16 protein-coding genes and 3 pseudogenes are annotated in these 16527 nt (G+C 67.7%); 9 read left to right on the top strand and 10 right to left on the bottom strand.

Translation table 11 applies throughout. The features are described 5' to 3' along the window. The 8 genes and pseudogenes from H0W38_RS03905 to H0W38_RS03870 all read left to right on the top strand — a co-directional run. Positions 1-710: cell division protein FtsZ (locus tag H0W38_RS03905; protein ID WP_367161575.1), on the top strand; the 710-nt coding region annotated here is incomplete at its 5' end. An 84-nt stretch (positions 711-794) separates the two neighbouring features. Further along, positions 795-905: pseudogene (locus tag H0W38_RS03900) on the top strand (plasmid stabilization protein); the annotation flags it as partial. A 62-nt stretch (positions 906-967) separates the two neighbouring features. Next, positions 968-1903: a UDP-3-O-acyl-N-acetylglucosamine deacetylase gene (gene lpxC / locus H0W38_RS03895; RefSeq protein ID WP_292451384.1), complete on the top strand. Its 936-nt coding sequence runs from the start codon at positions 968-970 to the stop codon at positions 1901-1903. A gap of 39 nt (positions 1904-1942) precedes the next feature. Then, positions 1943-2122: a hypothetical protein gene (locus H0W38_RS03890; RefSeq protein ID WP_292451383.1), complete on the top strand. Its 180-nt coding sequence runs from the start codon at positions 1943-1945 to the stop codon at positions 2120-2122. Positions 2123-2132: 10 nt separating this feature from the next. Beyond that, positions 2133-2339, top strand: a complete 207-nt coding sequence (locus H0W38_RS03885; protein ID WP_292451381.1) for a hypothetical protein — start codon at positions 2133-2135, stop codon at positions 2337-2339. 204 nt (positions 2340-2543) lie between these two features. Then, on the top strand, positions 2544-3338 hold the full coding sequence (locus H0W38_RS03880) for a hypothetical protein (RefSeq protein WP_292451379.1): 795 nt from the start codon (positions 2544-2546) through the stop codon (positions 3336-3338). A gap of 189 nt (positions 3339-3527) precedes the next feature. Continuing rightward, positions 3528-3980: a FecR domain-containing protein gene (locus H0W38_RS03875; protein ID WP_292451378.1), complete on the top strand. Its 453-nt coding sequence runs from the start codon at positions 3528-3530 to the stop codon at positions 3978-3980. Further along, the gene (locus tag H0W38_RS03870) at positions 3977-4600 is read left to right on the top strand and encodes an OmpA family protein (protein ID WP_292451376.1); all 624 of its coding nucleotides are present in this window, start codon (positions 3977-3979) and stop codon (positions 4598-4600) included. The genes H0W38_RS03875 and H0W38_RS03870 overlap by 4 nt, the downstream gene beginning before the upstream one ends. Positions 4601-4603: 3 nt before the next feature. Here the strand turns inward: H0W38_RS03870 and H0W38_RS03865 are convergent, their stop codons facing one another. The 6 genes and pseudogenes from H0W38_RS03865 to H0W38_RS03845 all read right to left on the bottom strand — a co-directional run bounded on the left by H0W38_RS03865 (position 4604) and on the right by H0W38_RS03845 (position 12015). Continuing rightward, the gene (locus H0W38_RS03865; protein WP_292451374.1) at positions 4604-6637 is read right to left on the bottom strand and encodes a CHASE2 domain-containing protein; all 2034 of its coding nucleotides are present in this window, start codon (positions 6635-6637) and stop codon (positions 4604-4606) included. Then, entirely contained in the window at positions 6630-7490 is an 861-nt protein-coding gene (locus tag H0W38_RS03860) for a hypothetical protein (RefSeq protein WP_292451372.1), read from the bottom strand. Before H0W38_RS03860 ends, H0W38_RS03865 begins: the two co-directional genes overlap by 8 nt. Beyond that, a complete protein-coding gene (locus tag H0W38_RS03855) occupies positions 7487-7651 on the bottom strand; it encodes a hypothetical protein (RefSeq protein WP_292451370.1) in 165 nt (54 codons plus the stop codon). The genes H0W38_RS03860 and H0W38_RS03855 overlap by 4 nt, the downstream gene beginning before the upstream one ends. A gap of 27 nt (positions 7652-7678) precedes the next feature. Next, positions 7679-7762, bottom strand: a pseudogene (locus H0W38_RS22010) (hypothetical protein); the annotation flags it as partial. An 815-nt stretch (positions 7763-8577) separates the two neighbouring features. Continuing rightward, a pseudogene (locus tag H0W38_RS22005) lies at positions 8578-9696 on the bottom strand (GAF domain-containing protein); the annotation flags it as partial. A gap of 252 nt (positions 9697-9948) precedes the next feature. Beyond that, positions 9949-12015, bottom strand: coding sequence for a sigma-54-dependent Fis family transcriptional regulator (locus H0W38_RS03845; protein WP_292451367.1), 2067 nt, complete (start codon positions 12013-12015; stop codon positions 9949-9951). A gap of 510 nt (positions 12016-12525) precedes the next feature. Here H0W38_RS03845 and H0W38_RS03840 point away from each other — a divergent pair. Beyond that, positions 12526-13089: a hypothetical protein gene (locus tag H0W38_RS03840; protein WP_292451366.1), complete on the top strand. Its 564-nt coding sequence runs from the start codon at positions 12526-12528 to the stop codon at positions 13087-13089. Between the two features lie 142 nt (positions 13090-13231). Here the strand turns inward: H0W38_RS03840 and ruvC are convergent, their stop codons facing one another. The 4 genes from ruvC to H0W38_RS03820 all read right to left on the bottom strand — a co-directional run. Further along, the gene (gene ruvC, locus H0W38_RS03835) at positions 13232-13780 is read right to left on the bottom strand and encodes a crossover junction endodeoxyribonuclease RuvC (protein WP_292451364.1); all 549 of its coding nucleotides are present in this window, start codon (positions 13778-13780) and stop codon (positions 13232-13234) included. Positions 13781-14038: 258 nt separating this feature from the next. After that, entirely contained in the window at positions 14039-15658 is a 1620-nt protein-coding gene (purH, locus tag H0W38_RS03830; RefSeq protein WP_292451362.1) for a bifunctional phosphoribosylaminoimidazolecarboxamide formyltransferase/IMP cyclohydrolase, read from the bottom strand. 37 nt (positions 15659-15695) lie between these two features. Beyond that, a complete protein-coding gene (locus tag H0W38_RS03825; protein WP_292451360.1) occupies positions 15696-15932 on the bottom strand; it encodes a Fis family transcriptional regulator in 237 nt (78 codons plus the stop codon). A gap of 67 nt (positions 15933-15999) precedes the next feature. After that, the coding region (locus H0W38_RS03820) for a tRNA-dihydrouridine synthase (protein ID WP_292451359.1) at positions 16000-16527 on the bottom strand (528 nt) is incomplete at its 5' end.

The raw sequence follows: 16527 nt of genomic DNA, 5'->3' as shown, positions 1-16527 counted from the left end.
TCGAGGTGCTGGGCGACGACATCTCGCAGGACATGGCCTTCAAGCAGGCCAACGACGTGCTCAAGAACGCCGTGGGCGGCATTGCCGACATCATCCACATCGACGCTTCGATCAACGTCGACTTCGAGGACGTGAAGACGGTGATGAGCGAGCCCGGCAAGGCCATGATGGGCACCGCCATCGCCAGCGGCCCGGACCGCGCCAACAAGGCGGCCGAGTACGCGGTGGCCTGCCCGCTGCTCGAAGGCATCGACCTGTCGGGTGCGAAGGGCGTGCTGGTGCTGATCGCGGCGAGCCGTTCGAGTTTGAAGCTCAGCGAGAGCAAGAACGCGATGAACACCATCCGCCGTTATGCCGCGGAGGACGCGCACGTGATCTTCGGAGCCGCCTACGACGAGAGCTTGGGTGACCAGCTGCGCGTGACGGTCATCGCCACCGGCCTGGCACCGGCCAAGCGCGTGCAGGCGCCGATGACGGTGGTGCACAGCCAGCCGCTGCAGCGCACCGGCACCGACAACATCCCTGTGCTCAACCAGCCGCTGCACGGCCAGCACGCCAGCACGCCGACGCACCACGATTACTCGGGCATGCAGGTGCCCAGCGTGTGGCGCAGCGGGCGCACGCAGGCGGCGGCGAAGGTGGATGCGCTGGCGAGCAACGGGATGGACGAGATCGAGATTCCGGCGTTCCTGCGCAAGCAGGCGGATTGAGAGTGGTGCGACGAACGGCCTCGACGCTGTTCGGATCTGCAGCGCCATCGCAGATTCGGCGGTGTCGGGACTTGGTTCCGGCTCGATGCGCTGATCGCCGCAACTGCGCTTGTTCACGGCATGACCGTTGTGACGCGCAACGTGGCCGATTTCGAGGCGACGGGTGTCGCGCTCCTGAACCCATGGGCGGCTTGAATCTGGAGCGCACCGTGCGACCCTGATTCCTCGCTGCCTCCCTCGCCTTCCTACAATTCGCCATGCTCCAGCAACGCAGCCTCAAGTCCATCACCCGCGCCATGGGCGTGGGCCTGCACAGCGGACAGCGCGTCGAGCTGACCCTGCGCCCCGCGGCGCCCGACACCGGCATCGTGTTTCGCCGCGTGGACTTGCCGGTGCCGGTGGACATTCCTGCTTTGGCCACTGCCGTGAGCGACACGCGCATGGCCTCGACGCTTTCGCCGGGCGGTGATCCCGGCGGGCCCAAGGTCAACACCGTCGAGCACCTGATGTCGGCCTGCGCCGGTCTGGGGCTGGACAACCTGCTGATCGAGATCACCGCCGAGGAGGTGCCCATCCTCGACGGCTCGGCGGCCTCCTTTGTGTACCTGCTGCAAAGCGCCGGCATCGAACTGCAGGACGCGCCCAAGCGCTTCATCCGCGTGCTTCAGTCGGTGGAGGTGCACCACGACGAGGGCGACAAGGCGATGTGGGCGCGGCTGGAGCCCTACCACGGCTACAAGCTGGCTTTCGAGATCGACTTCGACCACCCGGCCGTCGACCTGACCGGCCAGCGCGTCGAGTTCGACTTCGGCGGCAACCAGTACAAGCGCGACATCGCCCGCGCCCGCACCTTCGGCTTCGCCAAGGACGTGGACGCCATGCGCGCGCGCGGCCTCACGCTCGGCGGCAGCATGGACAACGCCATCGTCGTCGACGAGACGCGCGTGCTCAACAGCGAGGGCCTTCGCTACGCCGACGAGTTCGTCAAGCACAAGATCCTCGACGCCATCGGTGACATGTACCTTGCCGGCAAGCCGCTGCTGGCCGCCTACAGCGCCTACAAGTCCGGCCATGCGCTCAACAACGCCCTGCTCAGGAAACTGCTGGCCGATCCCGGCGCCTACGAGATCGTGACGTTCGCCGACGCCGCCGATGCGCCCTCGGGCTTCGCCGAGCTGGCGCCGGCCTGGTGAGCGGGCCGCTGACGCCGCAAACGAGCCCTTCGCGACCCCATGCTTGCCTTGCGCTATGTCGTCTTGTTGCTCCTGGGCGCAGCGGTGGTGTGCTTTGCGCTTTCCATCACCACGGGCGACGTGCGCTGGCGCCGGCGCGGCCTGGTGATCTTCAAGTGGACCGTGATCGCCGGCCTTGTTTTCTTCGGGGTGCTGATCGTCGAACGTCTGCGAGAGTGAGGCCGCGGCCATGAGCGCCTACTGGTGGATCGCTGCGGCGCTGGTCGCGGCCTGCTTCGGCGTGGCACTGCTGAGCTTCGCGTACTACTTGTGGAGCGGCGCGGACCGCGCTCGCGATGTGGCGCTGGCTTGGGCGCGCTGGGGCGTGGTCTTCCTTTTGGGCGCGGTCATCGTCGTGGTCTTCAAGCACCTGATCCTGACCTTGCTCGGCTCTTGAGCACGGCAGCGTAAGGTGCCTGCCAAATGGGCCAGGCCGAGGCAGGCGCCTCGTTTGCTGCACAAGAAGATGCCAGCAGCGCAAAGCGAGATCCAGCGCATGACGCCAGTTCGCCACGAAACCACGATATCTGCCCCTCGGCATCCACGGTGGATTCCCGTTCGCGCGCGTCGGCCCGGCGAACAGCGGCGAGGACAGGGCGCCATGCTTCACGGGGGCGCGCTGAGCCTCGGCACGATTGCGCTGGCGCTGCTATGCACGGCCTTGCAGGTCGGCTGCTCCCTGGAGCCGGGCCGCGCGCCTCGCGACGTCCGAACCAGTGAGGCCCTGCTCCCGTCGTTTGCCGTGCCGGCCGTGCCGGCACCGAGCGTGCGCCGCGCCGATTTTCGGGGCGTGCCGCATTCCGACGAGGCCCGGCGCATTGCCGACTGGGTGGTCGATTCGGCCGACCACGGCGTGCTGCCGTTCGTCGTCGTCGACAAGCAGCAGGCGCAGCTCCACCTCTTCGACACGCAAGGCCGGCTGCTCGGTACGGCGCCGGTGTTGCTCGGTCTGGCGAAAGGCGACGAGTCGGTGCCGGGCATCGGCGAGCGGCGGCTCGCCGACATCTTGCCCGAAGAGCGCACCACGCCGGCCGGCCGCTTCAACGCCGAACCGGGCCGCAATCTCGATGGCGAGGACATCATCTGGGTCGATTACGACGCAGCCGTTTCAATGCACCGCGTGCGCGCCAGCAAGCCAGCGGAGCGCCGCCTGCAGCGACTTGCCTCCGCAACGCCGGCCGACAACCGTATTTCCTATGGCTGCATCAACCTGCCGGCTTCGTTCTATGACGACGTGTTACGCCCTGCTTTCGCCGAGACGCGCGGCATCGTCTATGTGCTGCCGGAAACGGGCTCGGCGCAGGCCGAGTTCGGTGCCTACGACGTCGATCTGCGCGCGGTGCGCCGCGCTGCAAGCTTGCAGCCGCGGGGTGTCGGCACGTCGGGCTCGCCCTGATGGCGGATCGCTCGCCGTTATCCCGTCGAACCGGGCGCGCGAGAGGGAGAAACCGAACGGCGAAAGCGCCGGTTTCTCACCCGCACCGGCACAAATCCTCGAAACGTTGCTAAACGTTACAGCGGCGGCCATCCGACATCCGGTAGTCTCGAAAGCAGGAGGTATTCAGCCTTCCGAAGGAGCATCAACATGTGGAAACTGCCCGTCTTTGCGCTGATCGGTCTGTCGTACGTCGGTTTTGCGGTGGCGCAGGAAAGCGTCAGCGGCTACGTCAAGACAGCGCAGGCCGACGCCTTCGTGGTCGTCGCGGGGAAGGAAACCGTTGCCGAGCCGGGAACGCCCGTGCACCAGGGTGCGCTGCTGAAGACCGGAAAAAGCGGCAGCCTGGGCATCATGTTCCAGGACAACACGCGGATTTCCATCGGGCCCGACACCGAGGTGGTCATCGACGACTATCTGTACGCGCCGGCCAAAGGCGATCTGAAGTTGGGCGCCAGTATCACCAAGGGCACCTTGCACTACGTCTCCGGCGTCATCGCCAAGCTCAAGCCGGAAGCGGTTTCCGTGAAGACGCCCACCGGCACGATCGGTGTGCGCGGCACGCGCTTCGTCGCCAAGGTCGAGCCGGAAAACATCAGATGAAGCGTTGTTGGACTCGGGTCGCCACGACGACCCGAGCCGCGTTGGGAGTCGCCCTGATCGGTTCCGCTCTGACCGGCTGCGCGAGCCGCTCCTACGTCGCGCTGCTGGCCAACGACGACGGCACCGTGGGCAAGGTGCACGTCCTGGGTAAGGACGGCGGCACCATTTACCTCGACAAGGACCGCGAGGCCGCCGTGATCGGCGCTGCGGCCGGAAGAACCTTCGCCATCGACGACGAGAGGCTGGCGAAGGACTTCGCCAGCGCCATGGCGGCGAGCCCGCAGGCACCGACCGGCTTCCTGCTGTACTTCGAATCCGGCGGGGCCAAGCTGACCGCGGAGTCGAACGCCATCATCCCCCGGGTGCTCGATGCGGTGCACGCGCGGCAGGCTGCCGACATCTCCGTCATCGGGCACACCGACACCGTGGGCGACGTCGCGCGCAACGACACCTTGGGCAGGGAACGTGCGGGGCACGTGGCTCGACTGATCCGCGAGCATGCGAAGTCGCAACGCCTGAGGATCGCGGTCGAGTCTCATGGCGAGAACAACCTGCTGGTCACGACACCGGACAACACCGAAGACTCGCGCAACCGGCGCGTCGAAGTCACGGTGCGTTAGGCGTCATTTGCCGTCGAGCTGAATCAGGTCGCTGCACAGGCCCGCCCGCAGTCGCCGAAGGTGCAAGGTGACGAGCCCGTCCTGCGGCCGTTCACCTGCCAGGCGCTCGAAGGCGCTCGAAGCGCCCGGGTCCTGCGCCCGCACGAGTTCGAACGCCTGGAGATAGGCCGCGTCCCCGTCCGAGGGTGCCGCGATGTGCGTCGGCTCGTAGGCCATCACGGGCAGCGATTTGCCCGCGAGTTGCAGCCGCCCTATCGGCCGGGCCTGCACGCCTGGACACTGCGACAGCGTGGCCTCGGAGGCGCACATCAGCGTGCCCAGGTACTTGTTCGCGCCTTCCAGGCGGGAAGCCGTGTTGACCGGGTCCCCCAGCGCCCGGTAGTCGAAGATCGTCGCGCCGCCGAAGTTGCCGACGATCACTTCGCCGGTGTGCACCCCGATGCGCGTCTGGCAAAACGCAATGCCGCGCGCGTCGAGGTCGGCCACATACTGCCCCGCGAAACGCTGCATCTCCAAGGCGCAGCTCACTGCCCGCAACGGATGGTCGGCTTGCGCCACGGGGGCGGAGAACATGATCGCCACGGAGTCGCCGACGATGCGGTCGAGCGTTCCCTGGTGGGCGAACGCGATCGCGATCATGCGGTCGAGGTAGGCGTTCAACAGCGTCACGGCCTGCGCCGGGTCCATCGTCTCCATCTGCGTCGTGAAACCCGCCAGGTCGGTGAAGACGAAGCTGCACGCCTGGCGGCGCCCGCCGAGCTCCAGCGCCTGCGGGTGATCCACGAGGTAGTTCACCAGGTTCGGGGAGATGTAGCGCGAGAACGCCTGCTTCACCCAGCCGCTCGTCGAGAAGGCGAACCATCCCCCCATGCACATCAGCGCCGCGAGTCCCAGGAAGGCACCGAAGGACAGAAGGGCACCGGTGCCCAGGGCGACCGAGCCCACGACCAGACCGCCGACGACGATCACCAGTGCCTCCACGGCGGCGGCCCAGGCCGGGCGTTCGAGTTTCTCGCCTGCCAGGACCTGTTCGAGCAGTTGCGCGTGCACCTCGACGCCCGGGATCACGCCCCCCATCGGGCTGAACCGCAAATCCATCAGGCCTTGCGCCGAGGTGCCGATCAGCAGGATGTGTCCTTCCAGTTCCGCTGCCGGCACCTGCCCGGCGAGCACCTTCCAGGCGGGCAGGTATCGGTCCGGCACCGGCTCCGTGTACCGGACCCATACCTCGCCTTGCGGTGTCGTCGGTATCAGCAACCGACCGATGCGCACGTCGGCCAGGCCGACGCCTTCGGTGGGCACCGTGCGCACGGCGTAGTTGGTCGCCCCCTGCGACAGTCGAAGCGCCTCTGCCGCGAGCGAGGGCAGCAAGGTGCTACCTTGGCGGACCAGCAAGGGCACCTTGCGCACCACGCCGTCGGCGTCGGGAACGAAAGTGATGGCGCCGTGGCCGGCGGCGGCCGATTCCAGCGGTGGCAGGCTGGTCACGCCCGAAGAGAAAGCATGCAGGTAAGGATGAGGCGCCTCGCCGATAACGACGAAGCGGGCCTTGGGTATGGGCGCAGGCGAGCCGGGCGGGCCGCGGCTCGTGGCGAAGCCGAGCACCACGCCGCCGTGCGCAATCGCCTGCGCAAAAACGACGTCGTGGTCTGGAAGCCCGGCCACATAACGGGCGACCGCTGCGGGTGTTTTCGCTGGGTCGAGCATCGTCATCGGTGAAGTCCGGTCGGCTTCCGCGAAGACGACGTCGAAGGCGATGGCCGCGGCCCCCGCCCCTTGCAGTTGCGCTACCAGTTGCGCCATGCGTGTGCGCGGCCAGGGCCACTGGCCCAGGCGGCGCAGGCTCTCGTCGTCGATGTCGATGATGCGCACCGGCGCTGGCAGGTAGGCGCGCGGTTTCCACCGCTGGTACTGGTCGAACGTCGCATGGCGAAGGACCTGCACCGGCAGCGGTTCGGCCAGGTAGGTCAGTGCGGCCAGCACGACGGCAAAGACGGGGACCAGCCATCCCAGACGGGCGGCGACGAACCTACGCACGGCGAGGGGCGCTCCCCGCGTCGGCAAGCGTTTGCCGCAGCCCGTGAAGATTGGCGATGAAGTAGCTGCAGGTGATCCCCGCGCTGAGGATCTGGTCGATGAAGCAGAGCTTGTCTTCCAGCGCCAGCGGCTTGCGCCACTCCTGCGAAAGCCTGTCCTGCATGCGCAAGGCGTGCTGCGGCGTCAGCCCCGTGGAGGGAAGAAGATCGGCCTGGCAAAGGACGAGCGCTTGCAAGGCGGTCGAGGGGTCCTGCGCCAGTTCGCCGAGTTCCGGGGCGGCTGCGGGAACCGTGGGCTGCGAGGCTCGGCCGGCGTGGTGCGCGTGGCATTGGATCGCGAAATCCAGGCCGTGGGCGACGTCGGTGGCCAGGACCATGGCGCTCAGGCGTCGACGCTCGACGGCGCTGACACCGGCGCTGCACAGATACGGCGCCGCCTCCTGCAAGGCAAGGCGCTCGAGCCGGAACGCAACATCGCGGTTCACCGAGCCGTCGTGATGAAAATCGTGGATCAGGGCGGCCAGCACGACGCGTAGGGAGTCGACAGCGCCGAGGCCTTGAAGCAGACACAGGAAGTGCGCGCCCAGCATGACCTCGCAGAAGTGCTGCGGGTTGTGATACGCGTTGCGATGCGACTGTCCTGCCCCGGCGTCGATGGCAGCGGCCAAGGCCCGCCCCGCAGCGCACAGCGGCTCGTCGGCGTCCGATTGCAGCTGCCCGCAAAGGGTGGCGAAGACCCGGCCGAGCTTGTCTGCTGCCGACTCGATCGATTCGAACGCCGCGACGATGTCCACCGCTGCGTCCTCGGGCGACTGCCCGGTGAGGATTCGAAACGGAGGGCGGTCCAGCTTCACGACGGGCGCTCGCCCGGCACGGCGCTGGCAGCGAGGTAAGGCGTGATGTCGGCCACGTCCATTTGTTCCGGGCGAAGGTGCTTCTCCGCGTACCGCAGGTAGACGCCGGAGGTCAGGAACAGGTCGAACAGTTCGGCGTCGAGATGACACCGCTTTTGCATCTGATGGAGGATTGCCAACGCTTCCGACAGCTTCTTGGGCGTCTTGTAGGGTCGGTCCGCGGCAGTGAGCGCTTCGAAAACGTCGGCGATCGCCATGATCCGCGATGGCACCGAAAGCTGGTCGGCGACCAGACGGCGCGGGTAGCCTTTACCGTGCCGTGCGTAATGCCGAGGTTGTAGAGCTCGCCGTAGTCATACAGATTGACGGGCACGTCGACCTTGAAGCCGAAGCCGGCATCCGGCACCTGTTCGGGCGCCCGCGGCACGATGTCCCGGGGCCGGTCGGCCAGCAGGAACTCGGCAGCGGGCAATGCCGAAGGCGGCTCGCTTCGAAGCCGCTCTGCTTCGATGAGTGACAAGCCCAACCGGTCGTCGAAGTGGCGCATCCAGGGGGTCTGTCCGATTCGCTTCAGCCGGTCCAGGCGCGACGCGTCCATCGCCTCGACCCCCACGTTGCAGTCCGCGACGAATGCGAAATCGTCGAACAAGGCCGCCCTTCGCTCCTCGTAGTGCGAACGCACCTCGTCCGCCGCTTTGCCCTGGAGGAGGGCCTCGAGGCGGCCGATCTCGAGCTCGCGCAGGAGCACCTCGAACCGCATCCGCACCTCGTGAATGCGGTTGTAGATCATCTCCAGCTTCGTCGCCTTGTCGATGACGTACTCGGGTGTGGTGACCTTGCCGCAATCGTGCAGCCATGCCCCGATGCGAAATTCCTGCCATTCGTCCTCGTTCTTGAAGGCGAACGCGGCCAGGGAGCCCTCGCTCGACTCGCAAGCCGCCGCGGCGAGCATGAAGGCCAGTTCCGGAACGCGTTCGCAATGCCGTCCCGTGTAGGGACTCTTGGCATCGATGGCGGTGGCGATCACGCGAATGATGCTTTCGATCAGGCGCTTTTGCGACTCCACCAGATTCAGGTTGTCCAGCGCGACGGCCGCCTGAGCGGCCAGTGCTTCCACCAGGCTCACCTGCTCCGCCGGAAACGGAACGATTGCGCCGGTCTCGGCATCGATGGCGTTGATGAACTGCAGCACGCCGATCACCTCGCCGCCGCGAGGCGCCATGGGCACGGTGAGCATGGAGACCGTCCGGTAGCCGCTGGCAGCGTCGAATTTGCGGGTGCCCGTCAGGTCGAAGCGTGTCTCCTGGTAGACGTCGTCGATCAGGACCGACCGGTTGCGCAGCGCAACGTGAACCGACACGTAGCTTTCGTTCGGACGACCGCTGATCGGGTCGTGCAGGGGAATCTGGAGCGAGGGAAGATCGTCCTCCTTCGTGCGCAATGCGAAGCGCAGCGACTTCTCTTCGGTCACGAGATACATCGTGCCGCAATCGCAGTTCAGCAGTCGTTGCCCTTCGGTGAGAAGGTGGCGCAAGAGCTTGGAGCGGTCGCGCTCCATCGAGATCATCAAACCGCTCTCGATCAGGGTTTCGAGCTTGGCCCGGGGAAGGGCGACTTCCCGCTCGAGCGCTCGTTCGATTCGCTGATGCGCTCTATGCAGACGGCTCAGAGCGGCCAGGTTCCTGACTCGCAGCAAGAGCTCGGTGGGCTCCATGGGCAGGCAGATGAAGTCGTTCGCGCCCGCAGCCAGTGCTCGAGCGCGGACATCGTCGATGCCCGCTGTCGCAAGAAACAGGACGGGCAGTTCCGTCTCTGAAAGAGAAGTCCTCAAGCTGCGGGCGAGATCGAACCCGAACACCGAACATTCGGACGCGCGGATGTCGATCAGCAAGACGTCGTACGCTTCTTCGGACAGCAGCGCGACGACATGGTGGGCGTTGCTGCCGGCCTGGACGGTCTTGTAGCCCCCGGCCCGCAGTTGCAGCGCGAGCAAGGCGCCCGGCTCGGGCGGCCCGCCGTGAACCAGCAGCACCGTGGCGGCAGTGCTTTCGGCCTTGTGTTCGGCCGGGAACACCGCGGCGCGTCGGGCGGTCGCGGATCGCCCAGGCGGCCGTGTCGCCTCGTCGGGCGGCAGAGCCCCATCGACGCGCAGCCTGTGCGCCGCTTCGAGTTGTGTCGATCGGCCGTCAATCACCGTAAGTCCCATCAAGCCGTGCGAGTTCGGCGGCAATGCTTCCCTTGAAGTCGTGCGTGCACGACCGGGTCCAGCGCGCACCGATTCTGAGGGGCGATGGTGCGAGCGAGAGGTGCAGGCCCGCGAGGACACGCAGGCAAGCGTGCCTCTCGTCACGGCCTCGCCGAGTCGTTCACCGCCGGTGTTGTCGCTCGCCGGCGGCGGGCGGCGCGGCAGTGTCGACCCGCCGCCGATCGATCGGCGCGGCGATGCCCGCGCCGCGGTTCATCGTCCAGCGCCGCGAGGCCAGTAGAGCTTGCGGTAAATGGTGTTGCGGCTCACGCCGAGCCGGCGCGCCGCGACCGAGATGTTGCCGCCGGCCTCTTCGAGCGCGCGCTTGACGGTGTCGAGCTCGAGCTGCTGCAGCGTGCGCGGCCCGCCCACCGGTTCGGCGCTGGTCGCGCTGACCGCCACCGGTTCGGCTTCGCTGGAAGGCGCGGGCGCCACGGCTGCGGGCTCGACCGTGCGCCGGGCGTCGTACAGGAAATCTTCCGACAGATGCTGCACGGCGATCACCCCTTCGTCGCCGACCATGGCCGCGGCCGTGCGCAGCACCGTGGCGAGCTGGCGGATGTTGCCCGGCCAGCGGTAGCCCTGCATCAACTGCAGCACCTCTTCGTCCAGGCGCGGCAGCCGGCCGCGGCATTCGCGCCTGAGCAGCTTGTCGGCCAGCACCATCAGGTCGCTGCGCTCGCGCAGCGGCGGCAGCCGCAGCACCAGGCCGTTGAGGCGGTAGTACAGGTCTTCGCGGAAGCGCTGCGCGTCCATCATCTCGTGCAGCGGCCGGTGCGTGGCGCTGATGACCGACACATCGACGGTCGCCGCGCGGTTGCTGCCGAGCGGCGTGACTTCGCGCTCCTGCAGCAGTCGCAGCAGTCGCGCCTGCAGCGGCAGCGACATGTCGCCGATCTCGTCGAGAAAGAGCGTGCCGCCGTGGGCCTGCATCACCTTGCCGGGTGCGCCCTTGCGGCGTGCGCCGGTAAAGACGCCTTCCTCAAAGCCGAACAATTCGGACTCGATCAGGCTCTCGGGGATCGACGCGCAGTTCACCGCCACGAAAGGCCCGTCGGCACGCTTTCCGGCCTGGTGGATGGCGCGCGCCAGCACTTCCTTGCCGCTGCCGGTTTCGCCCTGGATCAGCACGGCGATGTCGCGGTCGAGCACGCGCTTGACGCGCTCGACCACCGCGTCCATCTGTGCGTCGCCGGTCTGCAACTGACGCAGGCCGGGCTGGGAGAGCGGGGCGGCGGGCGTGGTGTCGCGCGGCGTTCCTTCGGCGACCGCGACCTGCGCGGCGGCTTGCGCCGATGCCGGCAGGTCGCTTTCGCCTGCGCTGCCCAGGCGATACCAGCCGGGCCAGTTGAAGCGCGCCGTGGCGTGCACCTGCCGGCCGTCCGGCAGGCGCAGCGCAAGCGGGCCGGCGAGCGAGGCGCTGAAGTGATCGACCAGCGTGGCCAGCGTCACGCCGAACAGCGCGCTCAGCGTGTTCATGCGCAGCGCCGCACCCGACATGCCGAGGTGGTCGAGCGCGGCGCGGTTGGCGCCGTGCAGCTTGCCGTCGGGGCCGACGGCGACCACGCCTTCCATTAGCGTGCCGAGGTATTCGAGCCGGCCGTGGAAGTGCAGCCGCAGCGCCTGTCGCGAATCCTCCATCAGCCAGTGGTTCTGGATCATGCGCGCCGACATCTTCACCAGCCCCATGGTGTGGGAGTGGAAGGAGTGGTGATCGCCGGTGACGTCGAGCACGCCCACTACGTTGCCGCGCGGATCGAAGATCGGCGCGGCGGTGCAGGTCAGGAAATGGTTGGCGTGCATGAAGTGCTCGTCGGCATGCACGAGCGTCGCGTTCTCGGTGACCAGCGAGGTGCCTATCGCGTTGGTGCCCTTGTTCTGTTCGCTCCAGTTCACGCCCGGCGCCAGCGCCACCTTGGCGGCGCGCGCGAGAAAGTCGTCGTGGCCGATCGAGTGCAGTACCGTGCCCTGCACGTCGGTCAGCAGCACCATGCTTTGCGTCGCGAGGATCTGCTCGAGCAGCATTTCCATCACCGGCACCGAGTGCGCCGACAGGCGCCGGTTGCGCTCTCGTGCCACCGCCAGGTCGATGCGGACCAGCGGCGTGTGGTCGGGTGCGCGGATCGGGCTGATGCCCAGGCTGCCGCAGCGCTCGTGCGACTGCACGATGGCTTCGAGGTGGCCCGGATCGGGCGGCAGCAGCGCGCTGGTGGCGACGTGGCCGAAGCCGGTCGCCCGGGCATCGCGGGCTGCCGGGCGGGCAGCGGGATAGGTCGCCATTGCGCAAGCTCTCCTGGGGGCTCGGTCGGCCGGTTGGATCGCGGCGAACAAATGCGCCGCGCCGCGGGTCGGCCATGACCGGATAGGCCTATGTTAAGGAGCGCGCCCGCCACCGCCCATGACTCGCTTGACCGCAGGGTCGTCACCGTTCCCGGCATGCACTTGTTCCACATGGGAGCAACTAGGGGGTGGCTCCGGCTGTCAGGCCGGCTTTGCTGCGGTGGCACATCGATTTGCGTTCAGTCGGGCGTCAGCCAGCGCACGGTGGCACGCGTAGCCCTGACCTAATGTGGATCCACCGGTCGCATCGATCGACGGGTACTGATCACCGCACAACGGTGTGGAGAACAACAAGCAACGCTCACTCGAGCGTCGGGGGTTCGGTTGTCGCAGCACGCTGGCGCAACGGCGCATTGACCATTGCCGGGTCGTTCGCGAAGCGCAGGCTGAGGCATCTTTCAACCGCCGGCTCGCGCCCTCGGGAAGCAGCCGGCAAACAAAGGAAGCTCCATGAATCGCATCAACACCCTGGTCGGCGCCGCTCTGGTCGCCGGCTCCTTCGTCGCAAGCAGCGCGGTCGCCGCCGACAAGACCACCGGTGAAACCAGCACCAACAAGGCCGACAGCACGCAGGTCGTGCCTGCGCGCGGAGACCTTCAGCCGGGCGCTGCGCCGACCGTCCGGAGCATGGACGACAACGCCCAGCGCCAACATGACCCCGATCGCAAGGGTGGCGGTGCCGGTGACGGTGCCGGCACTGCCGCTGGCCAGACCAGCACCAACAAGGCCGACCAGACCCAAGTCGTGCCTTCGCGCGATGACCTCCAGCCGGGTGCGGCACCGACTGTCGAGAGCATGGACGCCAACGCGCAGCGCCAGCATGACCGCAACCGTGATGGCAGTGCGCAGGGCTCGAGCACCGGCGCCGCCGCCGGAGGCGAGATGGCCGCAGCGGGCGGCGAAACGCGCGACTGGTCCGCGATCGACACCAACAACGACAACCTGATCAGCCCGGAAGAAATGGAAGCGGCGCTCAAGGCGGTCGGTCCGCAGGCGGCTGAGCCGAAGCGCTGAACGGCGCAGCGTGGCTTTGTCGCTCGCCTCTAGGCACGAGGCAATGTCCGGCGGCTGAGTGCGCGGCGGCCGCGTTCGAGCGGGTCGCGCTGACAAAGCGCCTGGCAAGTTGAGGGCGAGTCGACAAGTCCCGAATACTGACTCAGTAAACCCGCCCGCCCTTGTACTGGCCTCGCGTCTTGCGCGTGCGCTCGGTCGCCCTGTCGATGACGGCGAACGAGCGGGCGGCGTGCGCGTGGCACACCGCGATGCCGAGCGCGTCGGCCGCGTCCTTCCCAGGGACTGCCGGCAGAGCGAGCAGGCGCGCGACCATCGCCTGGATCTGCTCCTTGCGCGCCAGACCATGGCCGACCACCGCCTTCTTCATTTGCAAGGCGGTGTACTCGGCGACCGGCAGGCCGCCGACGACCAAGGCGGCTAGAGCTGCCCCGCGTGCCTGGCCCAGCAGCAAGGTGGCCTGCGGATTGACGTTGACGAACACCAACTCGACGGCCGCGCACTGCGGCTCCCAACGCGCCATCACTTCGCGCACCCCCTCGAACAGGATCTTCACCCGCCCGGGCAGGTCACCAGTGGGTAGCGCATCGGTCTCGATGGTGCCGCTGGCCACGTAGTGCAGCCGTGCGCCGTCGACATCGACCAAGCCGAAGCCGGTGGTTCTGAGTCCAGGATCGATGCCGAGGATGCGCATGCGGCTCAGGCGCTGCGGTCGCAATACCAGCGCACCGAATGGAAGAACACGGGCACGGCGAAGCACAGTGGCGTCACGCGGTCGAAAGAGCCCACCGTGCCTTTCACAGCCGGCGCTGGGCCGCTCCCGGCTGAGCGCCCCTCGGGGGCCGCGAACGCAGTGAGCTGGGGGTGGTCATTTCAGCCGGCGCTGGGCCGCTCCCGAGCCGGCTGAGCGCCCCTCGGGGGCCGCGAACGCAGTGAGCTGGGGGTGGTCATTTCAATGGCGGAAGTGACGCACGCCGGTCAGTAGCATCGCGATGCCGCGCTCGTCAGCGGCCTTGACGACCTCGCCGTCGCGCAGGCTGCCGCCCGGCTGGATGATGCATGCGCAGCCGGCGTCGGCCAGCACGTCCAGGCCGTCGCGGAAAGGAAAGAAGGCGTCGCTCGCCACCACCGAACCCTGCAGCGAGAGGCCGGCGTTGGCCGCCTTGATGCCGGCGATGCGCGCGCTGTCGATGCGGCTCATCTGGCCGGCGCCCACGCCCAGGGTCATGCCGCCCCCGCAGAACACGATGGCATTGCTCTTCACGAACTTGGCGATCTTCCAGGCGAACAGCAGGTCGGCCGTCTGCGCTTCGGTCGGCGCGCGCTGGGTCACGAGCTCGAGGTCCGCAGCGGCAATTGCGTGGTTGTCGGCGCTCTGGATCAGTAGGCCCGAGCCGACGCGCTTCACGTCGTGCGCGTTGAGGCCCCGCGACCAGGCGTCCGGTGCACCGTGCTTCACACCGTCCAGCGAGATCTGCAACACGCGGGTGTTGGCCTTTGCGGCGAGCAACGCGCGCGCTTCGTCGCTGTAGGCCGGCGCAATGACGACTTCGACAAACTGCTTCGCGACCTGCTCGGCCGCGGCGGCACCGAGCGGCACGTTGAAGGCGATGATGCCGCCGAAGGCGGAGGTCGGGTCGGTCTTGAAAGCCTTGGCGTAGGCTTCGGCGGCATCTGCGCCGAGTGCCGCGCCGCACGGGTTGGCGTGCTTGACGATCACGCAGGCCGGGCCGTCGCCGGCAGCATCGAAAGACTTCACGCACTCCCAGGCCGCATCCGCATCGGCGATGTTGTTGTAGGAGAGCTCCTTGCCCTGCAACTGCGTGGCGGTGACCAGCGAGCCGGGGGCCGGGTAAAGGTCGCGGTAGAAGGCCGCAACCTGGTGCGGGTTCTCGCCGTAGCGCAGGTCCTGCAGCTTGACGAAGCGGCCGTTGCTCTGCGCCGGGAACGCGTTGCGCCGCGGTTCGCGCTCGTCCTCTTCGCCGAGTTGCAGCGAGGACAAGTGGTCGCTGATCGCGGCGTCGTAGTTGCTGATGCGGTTGAAGGCGGCGACGGCGAGCGCGAAGCGAGTCGCCCTGGCGACGCGGCCGTCGCGTTGCAGCTCGGCCAGCACGCCGTCGTATTGCGCGGCATCGGTCAGCACCGCCACGTCCTGCCAGTTCTTGGCGGCCGAGCGCACCATCGCCGGACCGCCGATGTCGATGTTCTCGATCGCGTCTTCGAGCGTGCAGCCGGGCTTGGCGACGGTGGCCTCGAAGGGATAGAGGTTGACCACCAGCAGGTCGATCGCCGCGATGCCGTGTTCCGCCAGCGAGGCCATGTGCGCGGGGTGGTCGCGACGCGCCAGCAGGCCGCCGTGGATGGCGGGGTGCAGGGTCTTGACGCGGCCGTCGAGCATTTCGGGGAAACCGGTGTGCTCGGCGACTTCGGTGACCGGCAGGCCGGCGTCCTGCAGGAGCCTGGCAGTGCCGCCCGTGGACAGCAGCCGGATGTCCAGTGCATGCAGCGCGCGAGCGAAGTCGACGATGCCGGTCTTGTCGGAAACGGAAATCAGGGCGGTCAGCACAGACATGAGGGATCTTCGGGGAAGGCGATCGCCTCTCGGCGGATCATTTGACGAGCTTGTGCTCCACGAGCTTGCGGCGCAGCGTGTTGCGGTTGATGCCCAGCCATTCGGCCGCGCGAGACTGGTTGCCGTCGGCGCGCTGCATCACCACGTCGAGCAGGGGCTTTTCGACCACCTGGATCACCATGTCGTAGACCGAATGCGGCTCGGCGCCGCGCAGGTCCTTGAAGTAGGTGTCCAGGCTCTCGCGGATGCAGGCGTCGATCTGCTTCTTGCTCATAGGTGCACCCTGGCGCTTTGCGCTGTCCTGCCGCGCGGGAATTTTTCGTCTGGGCGGTCCTGCGAATTCATGCGGCCTGCCGTTCCTGTTCGGGCCCGAAGCGGCTGTCATCCGCGGCGCCGGCTTGCGGCAGCCTCGAGTGTTCCGCAGCCAACGCATCGAAGAAGTCGGTGACCGCGGCGAGTTGCGCTTCGCAGTTTTCCAGCGTGTTCATGCGGGCGCGGAACAGCTCGCCGCCCGGCAGCGCCCGTACCGCCCAGCCGATGTGCTTGCGCGCGGTGCGCACGCCGGTGAACTCGCCGTACAAGCCGTAGTGATCCTGCAGGTGCTCGAGCAGCCAGGCCTTCACCTCGAGCGTGCGCGGCGCGGGCAGGTGTTCTCCGGTGGCCAGGAAGTGGCTGATCTCGCGAAAGATCCACGGCCGGCCCTGCGCCGCGCGGCCGATCATCAGCGCGTCGGCGCCGGTTGCGGCAAGCACCGCGCGGGCCTTTTCCGACGTGTCGATGTCGCCGTTGGCAACCACCGGCACGCGCACTGCCGCCTTCACCGCCTCGATGGTGTCGTACTCTGCCGAGCCGCTGTAGCCCTGCTCGCG

Origin of the sequence: Methylibium sp., assembly GCF_013817365.1 — a bacterium.
In the GTDB taxonomy this organism is placed as follows: domain Bacteria; phylum Pseudomonadota; class Gammaproteobacteria; order Burkholderiales; family Burkholderiaceae_C; genus Methylibium.
The sequence above is the reverse complement of the archived record's forward strand: the minus strand, read 5'-3'. Positions and strand labels throughout refer to the sequence as shown.